15 protein-coding genes, 1 other RNA gene and 1 pseudogene are annotated in these 22,434 nt (G+C 57.8%); 11 read left to right on the top strand and 6 right to left on the bottom strand.

The genetic code is table 11. The features are described from left to right. Window positions 1-59: 59 nt before the first annotated feature. Complete coding sequence (locus HOY33_RS10995; RefSeq protein ID WP_172290252.1) at window positions 60-644, bottom strand: YecA family protein; 585 nt, start codon at window positions 642-644, stop codon at window positions 60-62. 187 nt (window positions 645-831) lie between these two features. Here HOY33_RS10995 and zapA point away from each other — a divergent pair, with 187 nt between their 5' ends. From zapA to HOY33_RS10980, 3 genes are all read left to right on the top strand, one after another. Then, a complete protein-coding gene (gene zapA, locus HOY33_RS10990; RefSeq protein ID WP_048639681.1) occupies window positions 832-1,161 on the top strand; it encodes a cell division protein ZapA in 330 nt (109 codons plus the stop codon). 74 nt (window positions 1,162-1,235) lie between these two features. Then, a non-coding RNA gene (gene ssrS, locus HOY33_RS10985) (6S RNA) lies at window positions 1,236-1,419 on the top strand. Between the two features lie 42 nt (window positions 1,420-1,461). Continuing rightward, on the top strand, window positions 1,462-2,088 hold the full coding sequence (locus tag HOY33_RS10980; RefSeq protein WP_172290251.1) for a 5-formyltetrahydrofolate cyclo-ligase: 627 nt from the start codon (window positions 1,462-1,464) through the stop codon (window positions 2,086-2,088). On the opposite strand, the gene nadR is transcribed toward HOY33_RS10980, so the two are convergent. Continuing rightward, window positions 2,061-3,338, bottom strand: a complete 1,278-nt coding sequence (nadR, locus tag HOY33_RS10975) for a multifunctional transcriptional regulator/nicotinamide-nucleotide adenylyltransferase/ribosylnicotinamide kinase NadR (protein ID WP_172290250.1) — start codon at window positions 3,336-3,338, stop codon at window positions 2,061-2,063. The genes HOY33_RS10980 and nadR overlap by 28 nt on opposite strands. A 67-nt stretch (window positions 3,339-3,405) precedes the next feature. Here nadR and HOY33_RS10970 point away from each other — a divergent pair. Together HOY33_RS10970 and HOY33_RS10965 are read left to right on the top strand one after the other, a co-directional pair. Then, window positions 3,406-3,789: pseudogene (locus HOY33_RS10970) on the top strand (fatty acid desaturase); the annotation flags it as partial. After that, on the top strand, window positions 3,776-4,684 hold the full coding sequence (locus tag HOY33_RS10965; RefSeq protein ID WP_172290249.1) for a DMT family transporter: 909 nt from the start codon (window positions 3,776-3,778) through the stop codon (window positions 4,682-4,684). The pseudogene HOY33_RS10970 and the gene HOY33_RS10965, both read left to right, overlap by 14 nt. A gap of 98 nt (window positions 4,685-4,782) precedes the next feature. On the opposite strand, the gene radA is transcribed toward HOY33_RS10965, so the two are convergent. Both radA and serB read right to left on the bottom strand, forming a co-directional pair. Continuing rightward, on the bottom strand, window positions 4,783-6,165 hold the full coding sequence (gene radA / locus HOY33_RS10960; protein WP_172290248.1) for a DNA repair protein RadA: 1,383 nt from the start codon (window positions 6,163-6,165) through the stop codon (window positions 4,783-4,785). A 17-nt stretch (window positions 6,166-6,182) separates the two neighbouring features. After that, window positions 6,183-7,160 (bottom strand): phosphoserine phosphatase, encoded by a 978-nt coding sequence (gene serB / locus HOY33_RS10955; RefSeq protein WP_172290247.1) that lies wholly within the window; start codon window positions 7,158-7,160, stop codon window positions 6,183-6,185. Window positions 7,161-7,323: 163 nt separating this feature from the next. On the opposite strand from serB, the gene HOY33_RS10950 reads away from it, so the two are divergent. From HOY33_RS10950 to HOY33_RS10925, 6 genes are all read left to right on the top strand, one after another. Continuing rightward, window positions 7,324-7,986, top strand: coding sequence for a YtjB family periplasmic protein (locus HOY33_RS10950; RefSeq protein ID WP_172290246.1), 663 nt, complete (start codon window positions 7,324-7,326; stop codon window positions 7,984-7,986). Between the two features lie 91 nt (window positions 7,987-8,077). Beyond that, window positions 8,078-8,890, top strand: a complete 813-nt coding sequence (locus HOY33_RS10945; protein WP_172290245.1) for an ABC transporter ATP-binding protein — start codon at window positions 8,078-8,080, stop codon at window positions 8,888-8,890. A gap of 272 nt (window positions 8,891-9,162) precedes the next feature. After that, window positions 9,163-11,259 (top strand): TonB-dependent siderophore receptor, encoded by a 2,097-nt coding sequence (locus HOY33_RS10940; protein ID WP_253906963.1) that lies wholly within the window; start codon window positions 9,163-9,165, stop codon window positions 11,257-11,259. 153 nt (window positions 11,260-11,412) lie between these two features. Next, on the top strand, window positions 11,413-12,759 hold the full coding sequence (fes, locus tag HOY33_RS10935) for an enterochelin esterase (protein ID WP_172290244.1): 1,347 nt from the start codon (window positions 11,413-11,415) through the stop codon (window positions 12,757-12,759). Window position 12,760: 1 nt separating this feature from the next. Further along, entirely contained in the window at window positions 12,761-12,985 is a 225-nt protein-coding gene (locus HOY33_RS10930) for an MbtH family protein (protein ID WP_172290243.1), read from the top strand. Between the two features lie 26 nt (window positions 12,986-13,011). Then, a complete protein-coding gene (locus tag HOY33_RS10925; protein ID WP_172290242.1) occupies window positions 13,012-20,184 on the top strand; it encodes a non-ribosomal peptide synthetase in 7,173 nt (2,390 codons plus the stop codon). A 78-nt stretch (window positions 20,185-20,262) separates the two neighbouring features. Here the strand turns inward: HOY33_RS10925 and fepG are convergent, their stop codons facing one another. Continuing rightward, window positions 20,263-21,261, bottom strand: coding sequence for an iron-enterobactin ABC transporter permease (gene fepG, locus HOY33_RS10920; RefSeq protein ID WP_172290422.1), 999 nt, complete (start codon window positions 21,259-21,261; stop codon window positions 20,263-20,265). Next, complete coding sequence (fepD, locus tag HOY33_RS10915; protein WP_172290423.1) at window positions 21,261-22,256, bottom strand: Fe(3+)-siderophore ABC transporter permease; 996 nt, start codon at window positions 22,254-22,256, stop codon at window positions 21,261-21,263. Before fepD ends, fepG begins: the two co-directional genes overlap by 1 nt. Between the last annotated feature and the right edge of the window lie 178 nt (window positions 22,257-22,434).

Below are 22,434 nucleotides of genomic sequence, written 5' to 3'. Positions count from 1 at the left end.
ACCTGCTCCTGAAAATATTGCGTACTGTTCGCTATCCCACGGTCTGGTTTGGCGAGGGATTAGTGCAGCGTCGGTTTTTTCTGTTCCGGCGCCGCAATCGGCTGGCTCATAAATTCGTTATGGCACAAAATGGCGGAGACGCGCACATATTCGATCACTTCCTCAAGCGATTGTTCCAGCTCTTCCTGATCTTCATCCTCGTCATAACCGAGCTGGGCAATGTGGCGTAAATCGTCAATCGCTTCTTTCAGCTCGCCCTGTACTTTGTTCAGCTTCGGCTGCACCACGCCCAGACCCAGCAAAAAGTGGTTTACCCAGCCGGCCAACGCATCGGCCCGGTCAAAAACGGTCACCGATTCGCTATTGTCATCCGGCAGGAAAAGCTGAAACATGAAACCCTCATCTTCAAGCGTTTCACGTGTCACCTGATACAGGTGCTGAAGGGGCTGAGACAGCGTCTGCGGGAAGGCCATGCCCTCATTGGTCAGCTCGAATACCAGCGTTCTCCAGCTGTCGTCATGGTTGCCGCCACACAACATCCCGCTGATTAACCCGTGCATTTCCGCCGCGGTCAGCGCGATCTGTTGTTGGTGAAGTAGTGTGTCAAGGGCTGCATAGCCTGGAAACGTATTTTCTATAGACATGCGGATTCGTCATCGTTGGCAGGATTGGTTCGTGATATGCTACCACCAAGCTCTGGGGGTATACCAGAAAGGGCTTGTATCTTATATTTTGGATATATATAGTGACGCCCGCTTTAACTGGCCCGTGTCAGGCAGCGCAGGATTTATTCCAGGCGGGCGCGAAAACGAAATAAGTCAGGAAGGTGGTATGTCTGCACAACCCGTAGATATTCAGATTTTTGGCCGTTCGTTAAGAGTCAATTGTCCGCCGGAACAACAGGAAGCGTTGAATCAGGCTGCGGAAGATCTTAACCAGCGGTTGCAAGATCTTAAAGTTCGCACTAGAGTCACCAACACAGAGCAGCTGGTTTTCATCGCCGCGCTGAATGTGTGCCATGAACTGGCGCAGGAACGGGGTAAGACCCGCGACTATGCCGCCAACATGGAACAGCGGATTCGTATGCTGCAACAGACCATCGAACAGGCGCTGTTGGAGCAGGGGCGCATTACCGATCGTCAGGGCGCTCAGTTTGAGTAACCGCGAGTTTTAACAAAAGTTCGGTGTTTTTACGCGATAAGACGTGATAAGGTTTATCGCGAGTAACGAATAAAATTTCTCTGAGATGTTCGTCAGCGGGTCAGTCCCCTGAGCCGATATTTCAAACCAACAGAATGTAGTGCTCCGCGGTTGGTGAGCATGCTCGGTTCGTCCGAGAAGCCTTAAGACTGCGACGCTATGTTCACCTTGAACCAAGGGTTCAAGGGTTACAGCCTGCGGCGGCATCTCGGAGATTCCCTTTCTTTCATTTGTGATCAATCACGGCGATTACCTTCTCGTATGCAGCCGATTTCATCATCCACGCCATCGCTTTCTTCCGCTCAACTTCGTCAGCAAATCCGTCAGGACGTGCGGCAGCGCCGTCGTCAGCTTAGCGCCGAGCAACAGGCGCAGTTTGCGCAACAGGGCGCCGAGCGGGCCATCAAGCATCCGAAAATCCGGCAGGCCGACAGCGTGGCGGTATTTCTTGCCTTTGACGGCGAGCTGAACACGCAACCGTTGATCGATCTGCTGTGGCGGCAGGGCAAGCGGGTTTACCTGCCGGTATTGCACCCTTTCAGCGCCGGGCATTTGCTGTTTCTGCGTTATGCGCCGGATACGCGGCTGGTGGTCAATCGGCTGAAGATTTTAGAACCCCGGCTGGATGTGCGCCAGGTATTGCCGCTGCAACGGCTGGACGTGCTGTTGACGCCGCTGGTGGCGTTTGACAGCCAGGGGCAACGGCTGGGAATGGGTGGCGGTTTCTATGACCGCACCCTGCGGGACTGGCGGCGGTATGGGCCTTACCCGATTGGTCTGGCCCATGATTGCCAGCACGTAGAGGCGTTGCCTGTTGAGCGCTGGGATATCCCGCTGCCGGAAATCATCACCCCCTCGCGCTACTGGCGGTGGGAGGCGGAAGAGTGATTTTCCACCAGCGCCGGGTGCCTTTCGTGCCCCAACATCTGCTGCACCAGCTCAACGCAGCGCAGAAAACGCGTATCGTAGTCTGATTCCTCGACGTGGACATAGCGGATATCGTTTTCCTCCAGCATGGCCGTCAGCAGATTCTGGAATTCCATGCGTGCCGCTGAACTGCCGAGACTGCGCAATCCGTCGGCCACCCACGGCGTGTTGTTTTCCAGCAGAATAACCAGATCGAAGCGATACTCATCGATCAGCGCCTGCACGAACGGGTGTTCCCGGCCTTCATACTTTTTGCAGAACGCCTGTGTGGTAACAAAATCGGTGTCGATAAACGCCACTTTATTGGCGTATTTCACGGCAAAATCAATGTACTGCGCCTGACCCAGCGCGATTTTATCGTAGTCGGAATATTGCAGCGCCATTTCGTCGCCCCCCAGATGAGAGAACACGTAATCGCGGCCGTATTCCCAGGCGCTGGTGGTATTGAAGATATTCGCCAGCTTGTTGACCAGCGTGGATTTGCCGCTGGACTCGCCGCCGAGGATGGCGACGGTGCGCACAAAGAACGGTTTGACCTCTGTCGGAATGTATTCCCAATAGCGGAAAGGATCATGACGGATCTGCGAACCGCTGATGCTCATAAAGGAACGCTGGGGATCAACCAATACCGTCTCAATACCCAACTGCTCGCGGTACTGCGGGGCATCCTGTTCTTCACTGGTGTACACGAAATTGGGCTCGATGCTTTTCTCGCGCATAAAGGCCTTAATCCCTTTGCTCCACACGTCCCAGCCGTGCGGGTAGGGCTCCATGCCCTGTTCGTTAAAAGCATGGATACGGATATTTTTCTGATACTTGAAGGTTTGCAGCAGCCAGCGCAGCCGATCGCTGACCGTGGGCTGCTGCGACATGGAACTGTTCTCGAACAACAGACGATCGCGTGGTTCGTCGTAGCCCAGAATGACATGCAGTTCGTCCACTTGGCTGCATGCGCGCTGGATCAGATAGATATGGCCGGTATGCAGCGGATAGAATTTGCCGAAGACCACGCCAATCTTTTTTTCGTGTCGTGGGAATTCCAGCCCGAGGAAGCGGTGCAGGGCTTCAAGCTTCTGCGCGCTGGGGCTTTTGATTTTGGCATTCAGCAACTGGCTGAGATAGCCCTTGGTCATCTCTGTCGCATCAGCGACCTGCTGCAACGTGCATCCCTTTTGCCGGATGGCGGATTTCAGATAATCGAATGGCGACATAGTCCGACGCTCCAGTTTAGTGTGCTAAACAAAATAGCACAGAGCGGCGGGCTTTGGACTATTCGTATTTTTTTATTGGATTGTTCCTCTTATTACCACTTTCCCTATGATTGGGTGGTTTATTGAGCTTGCTGAACATTATCCTATTATCGATAATGACGATGATATTGATAAAACCTGGAACAGATTCAGCGCAAAAGCGGAATTGTTTTTCACCGGTATGCACGCGGAAAACTATCATTTGACACATCATCTCATGCCCAGTATTCCGTTCTGGAATTTGAAGAAGGCTCACGAAATAATGATGCAGGACATCGACTATAGAAAAAGAAACCAACGCATGGGCGGCATTTTCCTTTCTGCCAATAACAACGAATCATTGTGGAAAAAGATAATAAAGAACTTGGACGCGGTAAAAAATGACAGGAGCGGAAACCGTGAATACCAATAAGATTGCCGGGATCGTTTACGCGCTGTTAGCCGCTATTTTCAACGGAACCGTGGGCGTTTTGAGCGTCAAACTATTTCAGACAGGACTTTCACCAGCCCAGGTGGCGTTTTACAAATGCCTTATCGGGTTGGCTATCATCTTTGTCATTATCATGAGTTCCGCCAGAAGAGCCGCTCTGTTCCATTTCATAAAGTCACACTGGCATGTGGTGCTGATTTGTTCTTTCTTTGGCTTTTTTATGCTGTATCACTTCGAAACCAGTGCCTATTCGACGACGAACGTAGCCACCGTCGTATTCATGTTGTTTGGTACGGCGACCGTCTTTTCTTTTATGCTTTCGGCAATAGCTGAAAAGCGCTTATTTTCCTGGAAAGAAATCCAGGCCATAACCTTGTCCATCGTCGGACTGTACCTGATTTTTTCCGATGAAAGCGGCATCGAACTCTCTTTCACCGTCGGTCTCATCAATGCCATGCTCGCGGGTATCGGGTATGGTTTATTCCTGTTTCTGTCCAAAAAGCTGAAACTGGGCGCGGGGATGCCGCAGATGTGTACGCTGCTCCTGTTCGGCAGCATCTACCTCTATTTCCCGGTACATTCTTCCTCTTTGGCGGCCTCTGTCACGGTTGAAATGGCCGTCATGCTGCTCCTGCTGGCTATTTTGCCCACTATCGGCGGTTTCTGGTGCACGACCAAAGCGCTGACGCTGACGTCGAGCCAATCGGTGCAATTAATCGAGTTATCCGAGCCGGTTTTTGCCATTCTTTTCAGCGCCATTTTTTTAGGGCAGCTCTCCTCGCCCGTGCAATATATCGGTGGAGCGTTGATTTTCCTTGCCATCCTCCTGCATGAATTTTCCCCCTCACGGTTTTTGCTAAAAAAAGCGCGATACTAAAACCCGGCCAAACGGGATACCCCTTACCAGATTAACGAGTCAGGATGGCGAGTCGATTTATCACTTGATCCCCCCGGCGGAGCCGGGGGATATGGGATTCAGAGGTCGTTCAGGATATCCAGCGCGTCGGTCAGTTTTTTGACGCCGAAAACCTGCATATTGGCGGGCGGTTTTTTCGGCATATTGGCATGGGGAACGATGGCGCGTTTAAAACCATGCTTGGCCGCTTCCGCGATACGTTCCTGTCCGCTGGGCACCGGACGGATCTCCCCCGCCAGCCCGACTTCGCCAAACACCACCAGATCCTGCGGCAACGGGCGATCGCGCAGGCTGGAGACCAGCGACAGCAGCAACGCCAGATCGGCGCTGGTTTCGGTGACTTTGACGCCGCCCACCACGTTAACGAACACGTCCTGATCCGACATCTGCAAGCCGCCGTGACGATGCAGCACCGCCAGTAAAATGGCCAGCCGGTTTTGCTCCAGCCCGACCGCCACCCGGCGCGGGTTGGCCATCATCGATTGATCCACCAGCGCCTGAATCTCCACCAACAGCGGGCGTGTGCCTTCCCACACCACCATCACCGAACTGCCGGCGGTGATCTCATCGCCACGGCTGAGGAAGATGGCGGAAGGGTTGCTGATTTCACGCAGTCCCTGTTCGGTCATGGCAAATACGCCCAGCTCGTTGACGGCGCCAAAGCGGTTTTTATGGCTGCGCAGGGTGCGGAAACGGGAATCGGCATCGCCATCCAGCAACACGGAACAGTCAATACAGTGTTCCAGCACTTTCGGGCCGGCCAGCGAACCATCTTTGGTGACGTGACCGACCATGATAATGGCGACGCCGCGGGTTTTGGCAAAGCGGGTCAGATAGGCGGCGGTTTCACGCACTTGCGCCACACTGCCGGGTGAAGACTGAATATCGGCCAGATGCATCACCTGAATGGAGTCAATCACCATCAGCTTTGGCTGTTCCTGCTCGGCGATCAGGCAAATTTGTTCGATGCTGGTTTCAGACAGCATATTCAGGTTTTGCGCCGGCAAGCCGAGGCGATGGGCGCGCATCGCCACCTGCTGCAATGACTCTTCTCCGGTCACGTACAGGGTTTTCATCTGTTCGGACAGTTTGCACAGCGTTTGCAGCAGCAGGGTGCTTTTACCCGCGCCGGGGTTGCCGCCGATCAGGATCGCGCTGCCCGGCACCACGCCGCCGCCCAATACGCGGTCGAATTCCTGAAAACCGGTGGAGAAACGCGGCAACGCTTCCAGACTGATTTCCGACAGTTTTTGCACCCGGCTGATACCGGCGCTTTCACCGGCATAGCCTGTCAGACGCTCGGAACGTGAAGAGGCCGCCGCCGTCAGACGAACTTCGGTAATGGTGTTCCAGGCATGACAGGCGCTGCACTGTCCCTGCCAGCGCGGATAATCAGCTCCACATTCATTACATACAAAGGCGCGTTTGACTGCTTTTGCCACGGTTGACCTCGGTTGGATTAACGTTCTTCGTGTCTCATGCTGCCGCTGAGGATACACAGTACCCCGGTCAGATCCGCATGGCGGATTATCACGGCGGACTGCTCGTTGACTTTCGGTTTGGCATGATAGGCAATGCCCAAGCCAGCGGCTTTGATCATCAGCAGATCGTTGGCGCCGTCGCCGATGGCGACGGTCTGCTGTGGCGGAATGTCCAGTTTTTCCGCCAGTTCGCGCAGGGTGTTCGCTTTAAATTTCGCATCGATAATCGGGCCGATGACTTCGCCGGTCAGTTTACCGTCCCGCATACCCATTTCGTTGGCGACCGCGGCAACCAGGCCCAGTTCCTCACGCAGATGATCGGCGAAATAGGTAAATCCGCCGGAAGCGATGGCGATGTGCCAACCCGCCTGCTGAAGTTGAGCGACCATGTTGGTTAAGCCAGGCATCAGCGGCAAGGTTTTACGCACCTCATGCAGAATATTGGCGTCGGCGCCTTTTAGCGTGCCTACCCGCTGACGCAGGCTGGCCGCAAAATCCAGTTCGCCGCGCATCGCCCGTTCGGTGACTTCGGCAACCTGCTCGCCGGTTCCCGCCAGTTTGGCGATCTCATCAATGCACTCGATCTGAATCGCCGTGGAATCCATATCCATCACCAGCAGGCCGGGCGCGCGCAGGGTCGGCGCGTTACGCATCGGGCATACGTCCAGGCCCAGTTCATGCGCCAGCTTCTTGGCCCGCGGCGTCAGCGTGCCGGCCAGCCGCACCACCTGATAATCACCCACATTCCAGGCGCTGACAATCACCATTGCGGCCCCCAGTCTGCGCTGGTAGCGGGCAAGTAAATTTTTATCGAGGACGTCGCTGTATAATAACCAGCCGGTGTCGCCGGCGCGGTAATCGAGCGGCATCACTTCATCACCGCTCAGCGATAGCGGCAGTCCCGGCCAACAGTTAATCTCGTTCGGGAGATCACGATAGGTCAGACTATTCGACATGGGGCAGATCCTCTACTGGCGGTAATAATGTGGCCGGGCGCATCCTGTTCGGCGTGTGCATCCGTTTAGCCACAAAACATATCGGTCGGAAAACAGGGCAACAAGCTATCCTATCGTCGACGCTTCTGGCAACATAAAGTATCCAATTTGCGTAAGGATTATCATGGTTCGGGCACGGGTAAAATTTCGCCTACATCGCACAGCCATTGTGCTGATTTGCTTAGCTCTGCTGGTGATACTGATGCAGGGCGCTTCTTATTTTAGTCTGAGTCACCAGATGGCGCGCTCCGAACAGGTGGAAGAGCTGGCGCGCACCTTGACCAGCCAGGTTGCCTACAGCCTCTCTCCGCTGATGGAAAGCGCTGACGATAACAGCCTGAAAATCAATAATATCCTTAAGCAACTTACCGATCATAGCCGTATTCTGGATGCCGGCATTTATCAGCAGGATGGTTCGTTGATCGCCCGCGCCGGCGAGCAGGTTCAGCTCCGGGATCGGCTGGCATTGGATGGCAATCGGGTCGGCAGTTACTTTAACTATCAGTTGGTGCAGCCCATTGAGGGCAAAGACGGTCCGATCGGTTTTCTACGTATTACGCTCGATACGCACGTGCTGGAGACCGAAGCCAAGCAGGTGGACAACACCACCAATATTCTGCGCTTGATGATTCTGCTGTCGCTGGCGATCGGCATCATTCTAACCCGTACCCTGTTGCAGAACCGCCGCACCCGCTGGCAGCAGTCGCCCTATTTGCTGACCGCCAGTACGCCGGTGAAAGAAGATGATGGCGAGGATACGGAGAAGGAAAATCCGGGAAAACCCTGAGGTGAAACATCATGTACGTAGAATAGGCACGAAGACTTCTGGCATGATGATTAATTAAAATTTTACGGCAATTATGAAGAGTAAAGCATTGATGACGAGTCTCTTGCACGCCACCGACCTTACGCTTGCGTACGATAAAAAAATCATCGCCGAAGCATTGAGCGTCACCATTCCGGATAATCAATTCAGTGTGATTATCGGCCCTAATGCCTGCGGTAAATCCACGTTGCTGCGGGCGCTGTGCCGGTTATTGAAACCGCTGGCGGGAGAGGTGCTGCTGGATGGCAAAAACATTCATCATCTCCCCACTAAAGCGCTGGCCCGGCAAATCGGCCTGCTGCCGCAGCATGCCATCGTACCGGATAACATCACGGTGGCTGATCTGGTGGCGCGCGGGCGCTATCCGCATCAGAACCTGTTGAAACCGTGGAGCGCGGCGGATCAGGAAGCGGTAGAGCAGGCGATGCTCGCCACCAACGTCAGTTCACTGGCTGAGCGTAGCGTGGATGAACTATCTGGCGGTCAGCGCCAACGGGTATGGATAGCCATGGTGCTGGCGCAGCAGACCTCGCTGTTGCTGCTGGATGAGCCCACCACCTGGCTGGATATGGCGCATCAGATTGATCTGCTCGATCTGTTTCGCGATCTTCACCAGCAACATGACCGTACGCTGGTGGCGGTGCTGCACGATCTGAATCAGGCCTGTCGTTATGCCGACCATCTGATCGTTATGCAGGCCGGACGGCTTATGGCGCAAGGGAAACCTTCCGAGATCGTCAGCGCCGACCTGATCAGACAGGTGTTCGGCATGCCTTGCGTGATTATTGACGACCCGGTATCTCACACGCCGCTGATTGTGCCGTGTGGACGTTACCACCCGATCCCGGGTGTTGCTATCGCCTGACCGTTGCCGATAAGCCCACATCCCATATGCCTGCTCAGGCATTAAAAAACCAAAATTCCGCCGCTAATTAAAAAAATGCTAATGATAATAAATATCATTAGCATTTTGCATTTTTGCTGTGCTAAGGTTTTTTGGCAAAAAAATAGGGTTACATGGGATGATGTTAACAATATTGCGCAAAGGTTAATTATATGAAAATAAAGCATAAAAAAAGTTTTCATGCCTGCTTGCATATGGGATGGGTACTGGCAATAGTGCACCCAGTTCCGGGCATGGCGGCAGACACAACGGCCGGCTCACAGGGCGACACCATCACAGTGGTCGCCGGAACAACAAATGAATCGCCCACCGCGCCGCTTAAGGGAATGGTGGCGACCACCAGCCAGGCCGGCAGTAAAACCGCAACGCCATTGATAAAAACGCCGCAATCTATTTCCGTTGTCACCCGCGATCAGATGGATGCGCAGGATGTGTCCTCGGTTCCGCAGGCGTTGCGCTATTCCGCCGGGGTGATTTCTGAGTACCGCGGCAGTTCCAACCGTTATGATGAGGTGTTTATTCGCGGATTTTCCTATGTACCGCGATTTTTGGACGGTTTGAGTTTCGGCGGTTCGGCCGGGTCGCAAACCGGAGTGATTGAACCCTGGTTGCTGGAGCGGGTGGAAGTGGTCAGAGGCCCGGCGTCGGTGCTCTACGGCCAGGTCAATCCCGGCGGCCTGGTCAGTATGACCAGCAAACGTCCGACGGCCACCCCGATACGCAAAGTCCAGATCAAAGGCGGCAATAATGAGCTGGCCCAGGGGGCGTTTGACTTTGGCGGCGCATTGAATGATGACAATACCCTGCTGTATCGCCTCAACGGTCTGGCGCGCACCCAGAATAATCAGGTCAAGGATTACAAAGAGACGCGCTACGCGATTGCGCCGTCGCTGACCTGGTATCCCAATATCGATACCCGCTTCACGTTGCTGACCAGTTTCCAGAAAGATCCCGATGCCGGCTACCGCAACTTCCTGCCGTCGGTGGGTACGGTATTCGGCACCGAGCGGGGTTATATTCCCCGTGATTTTAATGTCAGCGATCCGTCCTTTAATCTGTCAGAGCGCGAGCAATCCGCTATTGGCTATGAGTTTGAACATAACTTCGGCGAGATATTTACTTTCAGGCAAAATGCGCGCTACGCCAATATCAATCAGAAATACAAATACTTTGTCTATGCAAACTCCGCCAGTACCTATGTGCTGAACCGACGCGCTCAGGTAGAAGAGCGTGATACCGATGAGTTTGTGCTGGATAATCAGTTACAGGCCCAGTTCGCCACCGGGGCGGTGGATCATCTGGTGTTGACCGGCCTTGACTATAAATGGAATAAGGATCGGCAGAAACTGTGGCGGGGCAGCAGTACCAGCTACCAAATTGATTGGTCCTCTCCCAGCTATGGTATATCAGTGGATGAGAGCACTCTGAGCAAGGCAACGGATGAGTTACAGACGCTGGATCAGTTCGGCGTCTACGCGCAGGATCAAATGGAATGGAATAACTGGAACCTGTTGCTGTCGGGGCGCTACGACTGGACGGAAGTACGCACCAACGACTATCTCGACAGCACTCAGATCCAGCAAAACGATAACAAGTTCACCGGCCGCGCGGCGTTGCTGTATGCCTTCGATAACGGCGTTTCGCCGTATATCAGCTACAGCACGTCGTTCGAACCCAACCTGCAAACCAACCGTGCGCCGGGCGCTGCGCCTTTTGATCCGACCACCGGCAAACAGGTGGAAGTCGGGGTCAAATATCAGCCGCCGGGCTGGAATACCTTGATGAGCCTGTCGCTCTACGATTTGCGCCAGCAGAACGTGTCCACCTATAACAGCAGCCTGGGCTGGTTTGAACAGATCGGCGAAATCCGCAATCAGGGACTGGAGGCGGAAGTGCATTCGGCATTGACCGAATCCATCAACCTGATCGCCTCCTATAGCTATATCGATTCCGAAACCGTCAAAACCACCGTGGCCGGTACGCAAGGTAAAACCCCGGCGCGTATTCCCTCGCATATGGCTTCACTGTGGGGGGAATATAATTTCCACTCCGGCGCGGCGAACGGTCTCGGTCTTGGTCTGGGCGCCAGATATATCGGCACCAGCCAGGGTAACGCCCAGAACACCTTTAAAGTTCCCGCCGCCGACTTATACGATGCGAAAGTCAGCTATGAACTGGGCGGTCTGACGCCATCGCTGAAAGGCGTGTCGGCGCAGATCAATCTGAATAATATGTTCGACAAAAAATATGTCGCCTCGTGTGCTTCCGCCACCGCCTGCTTCTACGGTATCGGGCGTACGGTTACCGCGACGGTGAATTATGAGTGGTAGCGCCTCTCATCACTGAACAGACCATGGCGATCGTTTCGGTCGCCATGGTGGTCAACCCTCTTTTACATCGCTGTTCCGGGTTATCACATCCAAGTTTCAGAGCAACCTGGGAGAACGCGATTAAATCGGCTCACGGCAGAGAGAGTAATTTCAATGAATCACTATGCTGAGCAACCCCCGATTCAATTGATGCTGCATCGGCATGATGCCGGCAGTGAGGCATGGTGGCGTGAATTGAGCGAGGGGGAGATACCGCGGTTGGAAAGACTTCCGACCGGCCATTACCGGGTTACTTTCTTTTGGCGCGATCCGCAAGGCAGCGAGCGCACATCCGTCACTCGCTATGTGTGGATAGATATTAATTGCGTTACCGACCACCATAAAATGTCGCCGGAGTCCATGGAACGTTTGCCGGGCACCGATGTCTGGCACTGGAGCACCATTCTGGCATCGGACTGGCGCGGCAGCTATTCCTTTATCCCCGCCGCCGACCATCAGCGTTTTAACCCGCCTGAGGGAGATAGCCGCAGCCAGCGTCTGGCGCAGCGGGAGTGGTGGTGCAAGACGCTGAACCGGGCGACGCACGATCCCCTCAACCGACACAGTTTCTGGCATGGCAGCCGTGGGCAATCCCTGTCGGGGTTGCATCTGCCCGATGCGCCGCCGCAACCGGCCTGGCGCGACTTTGATCTCGGCCTCGGCCGCCAGCCTCCGGCGGCGCGCTTGCAATCCTATCGCTGGCACAGCCAGCGCCTTGGCAACTCTCGCACCGTCTGGATTTTCACTACCGGTGACGCGCAGCCCGATAAGCGTCCATTGGCGATCCTGCTGGACGGCCAGTTCTGGGCATCCGGTATGCCCATATGGTCGGCGCTGATGAAACAGACGCAATCCGGGCAGTTGCCGCAAGCGGTTTATCTGCTGATCGATGCGATAGATAGCGCGCATCGGAGCAGGGAGTTGACCTGTAACGATCGGTTTTGGCTGGCGCTACAGGAAGAGCTGTTGCCGCAGATCGCCGACATGTGCGCCTATCAGGACGAGGCCGCCACCACCATCGTGGCCGGACAAAGCTATGGGGGGCTGGCGGCGCTGTTCGCCGGACTACACTGGCCGCAACGTTTCGGCTGCGTGCTGAGTCAATCCGGCTCCTTCTGGTGGCCGCGTCAGGATCTGATCCAGGCAACCGAAGCCGCAGACGGTGAATGCTGGTTGATTGAACAAATTAAACAGGGGCTGGGAAGTCGCGACACACTGAAAATCTTTATGGAGGCCGGACGGCGCGAGACGTTGATCCACCGGGTTAATCAACGCCTGTTCGAGGTATTGCGCCATACCCACCACCCTCTGTGTTACAGGGAGTTTACCGGCGGTCACGACGCCCTGTGCTGGCGGGGCGGACTCATTGACGGCCTGACGGCTCTTTGGTCGCCGGATTTCCCGCACTGGCAGGCCAACTCACCGGCGGGGCCAATCACCCCTATCAGACAGGAACCCTAACATGGAACAGCAAATACAAAATCCGTTCGATGATGAACGTTATTCTTTCCTGGTGCTAATGAATGATGAGGAGCAGTACAGCTTATGGCCGGATTTCAAGGCGATTCCGCCAGGCTGGCGAACCGTGCTGGGCCCCTTGCCGCGCGCGGAGTGCGTCGCCTGGCTTGAGGCCCACTGGACCGATATGCGGCCCGCCGGTCTGCGCAATGCGCAACAAGCCTCATAATTCACCAAGCCAGGAGATTTTAGCTCATGACCGATACATCCCTATCCCCGGATACCAGCACCGCGTTGCAAGTGTTGCCGATGGTGGCTGCGCAGCCTGGTATCTGGTTCGCCGATCAACTCTCGCCCTGGTCGAATACCTTCGCGGTGGCCCACTATGTCGACATCAACGGTGAACTGACGCCGGACCGTATGCTCGACGCGATCCGGCAGGGGCTGATGGAGGCCGATACCGTCAGGGCGCGTTTTGCCGAGCGGGATGGCGGGGTGGTGCAAATCCTGCCGGGGGCGGGGGACGACGGTAATTTACCCCATCCCGAATACATCGATCTCAGCCATGAGGCGGATGCGCCCGCCGCGGCGCTGGCAATGATGCGTCAGGATTTGGCCGGTAATCTGCGGGCCGGCGGCGATGAGGTACTGTACCGGCATATCCTGTTCCGCCTCAGCACCGCTCCGGCACGCTGGTTCTGGTATCAGCGTTATCATCATCTGATGGTCGACGGTTTCAGTTTTACCGCGCTGACCCGCAGGATTGCGCATATCTATCATGCTCTCTGTGACGGCGTTTCCGCCGGCCCGTCGCCGTTTACGCCTTTTTCCGCCGTGGTGCGGGAATATCTTGACGAGCGGCATGTCGCCGCCTGCGCGCGCGACAAAATTTTCTGGCTGGACAAATGTCGACAGTTGCCGCCGCCGGTCAGCCTCGCGGCGCAGCCGCTGTCCGATAGTCGCCCTTCACCGCATGTGTTGCGTTATTCGCTGCGTCTGGATGCCGACGATTTTGCGCAACTGACGGCACCCTCGCTGACCACGCGGCTAAGCGTCATGGAAATCGCCCTGGCCCTGACGGCGGTCTGGGTGGGGCGTCTGGGCGGCAGAACGGCCTATACGGCGGGATTCACCTTTATGCGCCGGATGGGGTCGCAAGCATTAAACGCCATCGGCCCGGTAGTGAATGTCCTGCCGGTGCCGATCTATGCCGATCCCGACGCGACGTTGTATGAGGTGGCGCGCGTCGTGGCGGCGGAGCTTAAGGCGGTACGGCGTCATCAGGCCTACGATGGCGAACAACTGTTGCGCGATCTCGGCCGTATCGGCGAAAGCCAGGGGATGATGGGCCCGACCTTTAATATCAAATTATTCGATTATCAGCTTGAGTTCCACGGCGTTAAGGCCATCACGCACCCGTTGGCATCGGGGCCGGTAAGCGACCTTGAGATCGACCTGTATATTGACGAGAACGGCGCGCTCAGCGTGGAGCTGTTGGCAAACCAGGCGCGTTACCAGCAGCAGCAACTGGCGGATTACGCCGCCTGTTTACCGCTGTTGCTGCGCCAGTTCGCCGGCAATGCCTCGTTAGCGGTCGGCGAAGCCAGCCTGCTGGATGAGACGGCGCGAGACCGGCTCTCTCGCTGGAGCGACGGCGGCGTAACCCGCTGCATTGAGCATGAAACCTCGGTGCTGGATGCCTTTCTGCGGCAATGCGCGCAGCAGCCGGAGGCGGTCGCTCTGCGTTGGAAAGACGAAAACATCAGCTATCGTCAACTGCGGCAACGGGCCTCGCGGTTGGCGCGTAGGTTGCTTGATGGAAAGCCGCAGTCTCCGGTGGCTATTCTACTGCCGCGCGGCCCCGAATGCGTGGTGGCGATGCTGGCGGTGATGATGGCCGGTCAGGTGATCATGGTATTGGATGCGGATTCTCCGCCGGAGCGGTTGGCGATGACGATCGCCGAGAGCCAGCCAGAGCGGTTGATAACTATTGAGGCCTGGCGTTCGCGCTTTGCCGCTTGTGCGACGATCCCCACGCTGTGCCTGGACAGCGAGTGTCTGACGGCAGTCAGAGATCTGCCGCCGGACGATGCCGAACGTGGGTTTTCGCTGCGCGGGGATCATCTGGCTTATATCATCTATACCTCAGGATCCACCGGTCGGCCGAAAGGGGTGATGAATACGCATGGCGCGCTGCTCAATCTGCTCAACGTCCACCGGGCCGGCGCGTTTGCGGCGGCGGCGAAGAGGTTGTCCGACCGGGGAGAGACCCGGCGATTGCATACCGGGCACAGCGCCGCCTGGGTGTTTGACGCCAGTTGGGATCCGCTGCTGGGGATGCTCGACGGCCAGATAATGGATCTGTTTGATGATGATACCCGCCGCGATGCGCTGGCGCTGGTAACGGCGATCCAACGTCAGCGCACCGACATTATTGAAGTGACGCCGTTGATGCTGACACAGATGCTGGCCGCGGGATTATTCGCGTCGGGCAGGCATCAGCCGCTGATGATCCTGCTGGGCGGCGAGGCGGTATCCCCTGCGCTGTGGCAGCAACTCAGGCAGCATCCGCAGGTGGCGGCGCGCAACTATTATGGCCCGACGGAGTGTACGGTCGACAGCGTGATTGCCGATCCGGCGGACGCCGCGGAGCCGGTCATCGGCCGGCCGGTGTCCGGCATGTGCGTCTGGGTGCTGGATGCCCGATTGCAGCCGACGCCGGTTGGCGCTATCGGTGAGCTTTATCTGGGCGGCGCCGGACTGGCGCGCGGTTATCTTGGCAGAGCGGGGTTGACCGCCGCGCGGTTTGTCGCCTCGCCGTTCGGCCAGGGCGAACGACTCTATCGTACCGGCGATCTGGTACGCTGGCGCGCTGACGGTCAGCTTGATTTCGTCGGCCGTATCGACCATCAGGTTAAGATCCGTGGCTATCGAATTGAACTGGGCGAGGTGGAAAACGCGCTCTCGGCGCTGCCGGAGGTGGAAAGCGCCGCGGTGGTAACCCGCGAAACGGCGGGACGTTTTCAACTGGCGGCCTACTGCGCGGTGGGCGAGGCGTTGGCGGCGGAGCCGGAACGGGTCAGCGAGCGACTCTATGCCCGGCTGCGAGAGCGTATCCCGGAATACATGCTGCCCAGTCAACTGGTCGTGCTGCCGCAGTTGCCGATCACCAGCAGCGGCAAAATTGATCGCCGCGCATTGCCGCAGCCCGAAGCGAAGCGATTACCACGGCGACGGCCGCAAAATGCCCGTGAGCGACTGTTGTGCGATGCCATCGCCGCGGTATTGCGTCTGGAGGCTTTTTACGCCGATGAGGATTTCTTTTTACAGGGCGGCGACAGTATTTCGGCCATGATGTTGGCTAATGCCCTGCGACAGGCCGGTTATCAGTTGTCGGCAAGGGACATTTTCTCCCTGCGCACTCCGCTGGCGATGGCGCCCGCCATGAGCGCCTGGCACGATGACGACACGCCCCCGACGTTGCCGCTGCTGACCGACGACAAGGCGCTGATGGCGCGCGTCGGCGCTAAATACGGCCCGGTCAGTTGGGTCTTGCCGACCTTACCGTTACAGCAGGGATTGTTGTTCCATGCCCAACTGGGAGACGGCAGCGGCAATTATAACGCTTTGAGTCGCTTTGATTTTGACGGGGCGCTGACGGCGGCGCGGATAAAGGCGGCGCTGAACAGCATGCTGGATCGTCACCCGCAGCTCAACGCATGCTTTGATACCACGCTGTGCGACGCGCCATTGCAAATTTTGCCCCGGCGGTCTACGGATAACCGCTGGCCGTGGCGCCAGCACGATCTGCGCGGCATGGACGAGCGGGAGCAACAGCGGCACCTGCAACGGATCGAACAGGAGGAACTGGATCGCGATCTGCTGATTGACGGCAGTGATGCGCCGCTGGTAAGGGCGGTGCTGGTGCAATTTTCCTCACGGCGTTCAACCCTGTTGATCGTCGCGCATCATCTGGTGGCCGATGGTTGGTCTTCCGCCATTATGTTGCGCGAACTGCTGTTTGTGTTTGGCGGTATGACGGCTTCCCTGCCGACGCCGCAGGCGGATTACGCCGCGGTGATCGCCCGATTGACGTCGCGCGACAAAGGGCCGGCGCAAGCCGCCTGGCGCGAAACGCTGACGGACGTCGCGCCCTGCGTGCTGTTCGGCGACGCTCCGTCTACGCAAGGCGCGATGCGCCGCTTGCCGGTAACGTTGGAGCCGGAATTGCAACGCGGTCTGGAATCACTGCGCCTGCGCTGGGGGCTGACGCTAAATACGCTGCTACAGGGAATTTGGGCGACCCTGCTGGGCGCCGTCAGCGGCCGCGACGACGTGGTGTTCGGCACGCCGGTATCCGGGCGCTTTGCCGGGCCGGCGGGGACCGGCGATCACATTGGCCTGTTTAGTAATACGGTGCCGGTCCGCATTCGCTTACAGCCTCATCGCGCCCTGCTGGAACAACTGGTGCAAATACAACCGAAGCAGGTTGATCTCCTGGCCCATGACAATTTGGGCCTGGGCGAGATCCAACAACTGGCCGGAGGCGAAGCCCTGTTCGATACCCTGCTGGTGGTGGAGAACTATCCGGATGAAGGCGAGTTGCTCCATCGTCCTTTCGGCGAGGTGCGCTGCACCAGCATGTGTAATCGCGGTTATACGCACTACCCGCTGACGCTGATGGCCGTTCCCGGCGATACACTGTCGCTGCACCTGGAGTATCGCGCAGGTCAGGTGGATGCCGACGCGATGGCGCTGCGCCTGCAACTGCTGTTCCGACAACTGGTCGCTGCGCCTGAGCGGCCGCTGGCGGCGCTGTCGCTGTTGAGCGAGTCGGAGCAGGCAATGCTGCGCCACGCCAATCAAACCGGGCATGAGGTCATGCCGGATACCTTGAGCGGGCTGCTGGCGCGTCAGGCTGTTCGCTCGCCGCAAGCCGTTGCGCTGGTGGATGAAACACACTCGCTGAGTTATGCCGAGGTGCGTGAACAGGTGGAACGGCTCGCACAGCGTCTGGCGGCCGCCGGGGTGATCCCCGGCGACACCGTGGCGGTCGCGCTGCCGCGTTCGATATTTCTGTCGCTGGCATTAATGGCGGTGGTTGAAGCCGGCGCAGCGTATCTGCCGCTGGATACCGGCTATCCCGACGAGCGCCTGCAACTGATGATTGACGATGCGCAACCGCGGCTGATTATCACCGACGCAACGCAACGCGGGCGTTTCGCCGCATCGGGACAGATCTTTTCTTATGGGAGCCTGCTGACGGCCGATCGCGACCTGCCGCCGTGCCGTCAGGCGCCGTCTCCCCATCATCCCGCCTACATTATTTACACTTCCGGTTCCACCAGCCGGCCGAAGGGCGTGGTGATTGCCCACAACGCTATCGTCAATCGCCTGTTGTGGATGCAGCATCAATTCCCGCTGGGCGCGGACGACGTGGTGTTGCAAAAAACGCCGTGCAGTTTCGACGTATCGGTATGGGAATTTTTCTGGCCGCTGATGGTCGGCGCGACGCTGGTGATGGCGCCGCCGGAAGCCCATCGCGATCCGGCGGCGTTAATGGCGCTGACGGAAAAGCACCGCATCACCACCATGCATTTCGTTCCCTCGATGCTGGCGGCTTTTGTCGACGCGCTGGACGACGAGAATGCCGTGCGGACATGCGCGACGCTGCGGCGGGTGTTCTGTAGCGGCGAAGCGCTTTCGACCGAGCTTTCCCGCGTCTGGGAAAGGATGACCGGCGTACCGTTATATAATCTTTACGGCCCGACCGAAGCGGCGGTCGATGTCAGTTGGCACGATGCTTATAGTCAGGCGCTGTCGGCGGTGAGCGGCGTCAGCGTGCCCATCGGTCGGCCGGTATGGAATACCGGGCTGCGTATTCTCGACCCCTGGTTACGGCCGGTGCCGCCAGGCGTCGCCGGCGAGCTTTACCTGACCGGCGAGCAACTGGCGCAGGGGTATCTGCATCGACGGGAACTGACCGCCAGTCGTTTTGTCGCCGATCCGGGGGCGGTTGGCAAGCGTATGTACTGTACCGGTGATGTGGCGCGTTGGTTGCCGGGCGGCGAGGTGGAGTATCTCGGCCGCCGGGACGATCAGTTGAAAATACGTGGACAGCGCATCGAGCCGGGTGAGATTGAATCTGCGCTGGCGGCCCTGCCGGGCGTGCATCAGGCGGCGGTGCAGGCCAGAATACTGGGCCAACGCGGATCGACGGCCGGGGCGGATGCCCGTCAGTTAGTCGGTTATGTCGTGCCCGAAGCGGCGGCGCAACTGGATGGCGAGGCCCTGCGCGCCGCGCTGGCCTTACAATTGCCCGCGCATATGGTGCCGGTCGCGGTGGTGATCCTGCCTTCTCTGCCCCTGAGCGCCAACGGTAAGCTTGATCGCAAAGCGCTGCCGTTGCCCGAGGAGAGCGGAGGCCGGCGAGGACGTCCGCCGCGTCCGGGGCTGGAGACGCAACTGGCCGGGCTGTTCGCCCGTTTGCTGGAGCGGGACGATGTGAATGCCACCGATGACTTTTTCGCGTTGGGCGGTCATTCTCTGCTGGCGATGCGGTTGGCGGCGGAACTGCGCCGCGAACTGGATAAACCGGTTTCCGTCGGTCAACTGATGGTGGCGTCGAGCGTGGAAAAGCTGGCGCAGTTGCTTGACGGCGAGCGGGCCGGCGAGGAGATGCGGCGTGCCGGATTCGATCAGGTGCTGCCGTTGCGATCCGGAGAAGGACACCCGCTGTTCTGTATTCACCCCGCTTCCGGATTTGCCTGGCAGTTCAGCGTACTGCCTCGTTATTTGGCGTCGCGTTGGGCGGTTATTGGCTTACAGTCGCCGCGTCCGGAGGGGCCGATTGCCCGTTGCGCCACCATGGACGAGGTCTGCGAACACCATCTGGTCAATCTGCGACGAGTGCAGCCGCATGGGCCTTATCATCTGATGGGGTATTCGCTGGGCGGCACCGTGGCTCAGGGCATTGCCGCCCGCTTACAGGCTCAGGGAGAGACGGTGGCTTTTCTCGGCCTGCTGGATACCTATCCCCCGGAAACCCAGGATTGGACGGCATCAATGGACGAAAAAGCCAGACAGGAGGTCGACAATGAGCGCGACTTGTTTATGGCCGCCAGCGCGGAGACGGTGGATCTTGCCCTTGAGCGGCAAAAGCGGAGTATGTTTGATGATATTGAGGCCAATTACGCTGACTCGGTGCGTTTGCTGTCGCAGACCCGGACCGCCCGCTATCAGGGGGAGGCCACGCTGTTTGTCGCCAAAGGCTCGCTTCCGGAAGGGATGGATGTGCAGGCCGTCTGGGCTCCCTATGTGCGGCGATTACGGGTGTTTGAGCTGGATTGTTGCCATATCGACATTATCTCACCGGCTTCACTGGCCAGACTGGGGCCGCTGATCGATAAGGTTCTGTCCGGATTGTAAATTGCCGGTCTGTCGGGCGGCGGACCAGGATCGCCGCCCGGCGCGAAGTGCATAAGTGCATGAGGCTTGCCGGGATATTCAGCGGGATTCCCGCGTCAGCAATACCAGCAGGTAGACGCCGCCGATACAAACCGTAACGACGCCGACCGGCAACTGATTCGGCGAGAATAGACGCTGCGCCAGAAAATCGGCCGCCAACAATAAAAAGGCGCCGGTCAGCGCGGCCGCCGGCAGAGAGGGGGTGTCTCCGCCGCTTAAACGGCGAGCGATCTGCGGCGCGCACAGGGATATAAACGATATAGGGCCGGCGGCCGCGGTCACCGCCGAGGTCAGCGCCACGCCGATCACCATCAACAGCAGCCGCGAGCTCTCCACCGGTACGCCCAGCGCCCGGGCGGTATCGTCGCCCATTTCCATGAGCGTCATACGCCGGGTCAGCAATAACGACAGGGTAAAGGCCGTGGCGATAAATAGCAGGGCGGGCAGCCCTTTGCTCCAGGTAATGCCGTTAAGCGAACCCGCGCCCCAAAGCGCGGCGGACATGGCCGACTCCAGCGACGCCGAGATGATAAGCCAGGTATTGACGGAGTAGAGTAGCGCGCTGATGGCAATGCCGATGATAATCAGACGAAAGCCCTGAATTCCGTGACGCCATGTCAATAGCCAGACCAGCGCCGAGGAGAGAATCCCCCCCGCCAGGGCGCCGCCCGCAATACTGAATTCGCCGCCGTTAAACAGGATTATCGCCATCAGCGCACCGGTATAGGCGCCGGAGTTGAACCCGATAATGTCCGGACTGCCGAGCGAATTACGCAGCAGCGACTGGAAGATGGCGCCGCTGACGCCAAGCGCAGCGCCGAAGATCAGCGCCATGACCACGCGAGGCAAACGCCACTGAACCACAATGGTGACGATGTTGGCGGGGGCGTCGCCCCATAAAGCCCGAAGTATCTGCTCGATGCTGAGCGGCATGGTGCCTGAAACCAGTGCCAGTATCGCCAGCATCAGGCACAGCGTCGCCATGATACCGCAATATCCGCGCCGACGCCGGGTGTTCTGAGCCAATCCGATCTGCATCACCCGTTTTTCCCTCCATGACGGCGGACCAGAGCAATCAGTACCGGGGAGCCGATAAAGGCGGTAACAATGGAAACGCGTAATTCTCCGGGCACAATAACCCGGCCGACCATATCGGAAATCAACAGCAGGCCCGGCGTCAGCAGCAGTACCCAGGGCAGGATCTTCCTCTGATCCGGACCGACTAGCCGACGGGCGATATGCGGCACCATCAGACCGATAAACGCAATCGGCCCCACCGCGGCGGTAGCGGCGCCGCATAACAGCGTGATGGCGATCAGGCCTAGCACCTGAATGACGGTGGTACGCGTGCCCAGCGCCTGCGCGATGTCATGCCCCATGTCCAGCACATTAAGGGAGCGAGCCAGTAACAAAGCCAGCGCCAACCCGGCCAGCACCGGCGCCGCGATCACTTTTATAATGTGCATGCTGCGGATATCCAGCGTACCGGCTTCCCAGAAACGAACATGGTCATAGACCAGCGGATCCATCAGCGAGATAGCGGAGGTCATTCCCGCCAGCACGGCGCCGAGCGCCACCCCGGCCAGGGTTAAACGAACCGGGCTGGACTTTCCCCGGGCCTGGAAAGCGATTAGCCATACCCCGATGCTGGATAATAGCGCGCCGCTGAAGGCGAACCACAGGTACTGTTCAGGCAGCGTTGCGCCGAAAAACGCGATACCGATTACCACCGCGAAGCTGGCGCCGGCATTTATACCTAAAATACCCGGGTCGGCCAGCGGATTGCGGGTCAGCGCCTGGATCAGCGCCCCGGATACGCCGAGCGCGGCGCCAGCCAGCAAACCGGCCAGCGTGCGCGGTATGCGGGCATCAAGGATAATCGTGCTGTCGGGATGGGAATGATCGCCGCTCAATATGTTGATGACGCTGGCAACGGAAATATATTTGGCGCCGACGAATAAACTGAGCAGACAGCACAGCATCAATAACAGACTGACGATGAGTAAGCCGTACAGCGGATGGCCGGTTATCATTCCCTTTGATGAGGGGCGCAGCAGATCGGCGTTATCCATCGGTGGAACTGGCGTCTTATTGGAATGCATATGCAAATGATTATAATTATCAATATAATTTGATATTGATTATAATAACATGCCTTTATCGCGAACAAAACGCTGGCGTCGATGAGGTTAGTTTTATCGACGCAATCGC

It is taken from the genome of Brenneria sp. hezel4-2-4 (genome assembly GCF_013155275.1).
GTDB lineage: Bacteria > Pseudomonadota > Gammaproteobacteria > Enterobacterales > Enterobacteriaceae > Brenneria.
The sequence above is the reverse complement of the archived record's forward strand: the minus strand, read 5'-3'. Positions and strand labels throughout refer to the sequence as shown.

Excerpts from the sequence above, each read along its gene's own strand:
- HOY33_RS10950 (WP_172290246.1), top strand. The coding sequence starts at position 7,324 with ATGGTTCGGGCACGGGTAAAATTTCGCCTACATCGCACAGCCATTGTG.
- HOY33_RS10940 (WP_253906963.1), top strand. The coding sequence starts at position 9,163 with ATGGCGGCAGACACAACGGCCGGCTCACAGGGCGACACCATCACAGTG.
- nadR (WP_172290250.1), bottom strand. The coding sequence starts at position 3,338 with ATGTCGCCATTCGATTATCTGAAATCCGCCATCCGGCAAAAGGGATGC.
- HOY33_RS10930 (WP_172290243.1), top strand. The coding sequence starts at position 12,761 with ATGGAACAGCAAATACAAAATCCGTTCGATGATGAACGTTATTCTTTC.
- HOY33_RS10945 (WP_172290245.1), top strand. The coding sequence starts at position 8,078 with ATGACGAGTCTCTTGCACGCCACCGACCTTACGCTTGCGTACGATAAA.
- serB (WP_172290247.1), bottom strand. The coding sequence starts at position 7,160 with ATGTCGAATAGTCTGACCTATCGTGATCTCCCGAACGAGATTAACTGT.
- HOY33_RS10925 (WP_172290242.1), top strand. The coding sequence starts at position 13,012 with ATGACCGATACATCCCTATCCCCGGATACCAGCACCGCGTTGCAAGTG.
- HOY33_RS10980 (WP_172290251.1), top strand. The coding sequence starts at position 1,462 with ATGCAGCCGATTTCATCATCCACGCCATCGCTTTCTTCCGCTCAACTT.
- zapA (WP_048639681.1), top strand. The coding sequence starts at position 832 with ATGTCTGCACAACCCGTAGATATTCAGATTTTTGGCCGTTCGTTAAGA.
- fepD (WP_172290423.1), bottom strand. The coding sequence starts at position 22,256 with ATGATAACCGGCCATCCGCTGTACGGCTTACTCATCGTCAGTCTGTTA.
- fepG (WP_172290422.1), bottom strand. The coding sequence starts at position 21,261 with ATGCAGATCGGATTGGCTCAGAACACCCGGCGTCGGCGCGGATATTGC.
- fes (WP_172290244.1), top strand. The coding sequence starts at position 11,413 with ATGAATCACTATGCTGAGCAACCCCCGATTCAATTGATGCTGCATCGG.
- HOY33_RS10995 (WP_172290252.1), bottom strand. The coding sequence starts at position 644 with ATGTCTATAGAAAATACGTTTCCAGGCTATGCAGCCCTTGACACACTA.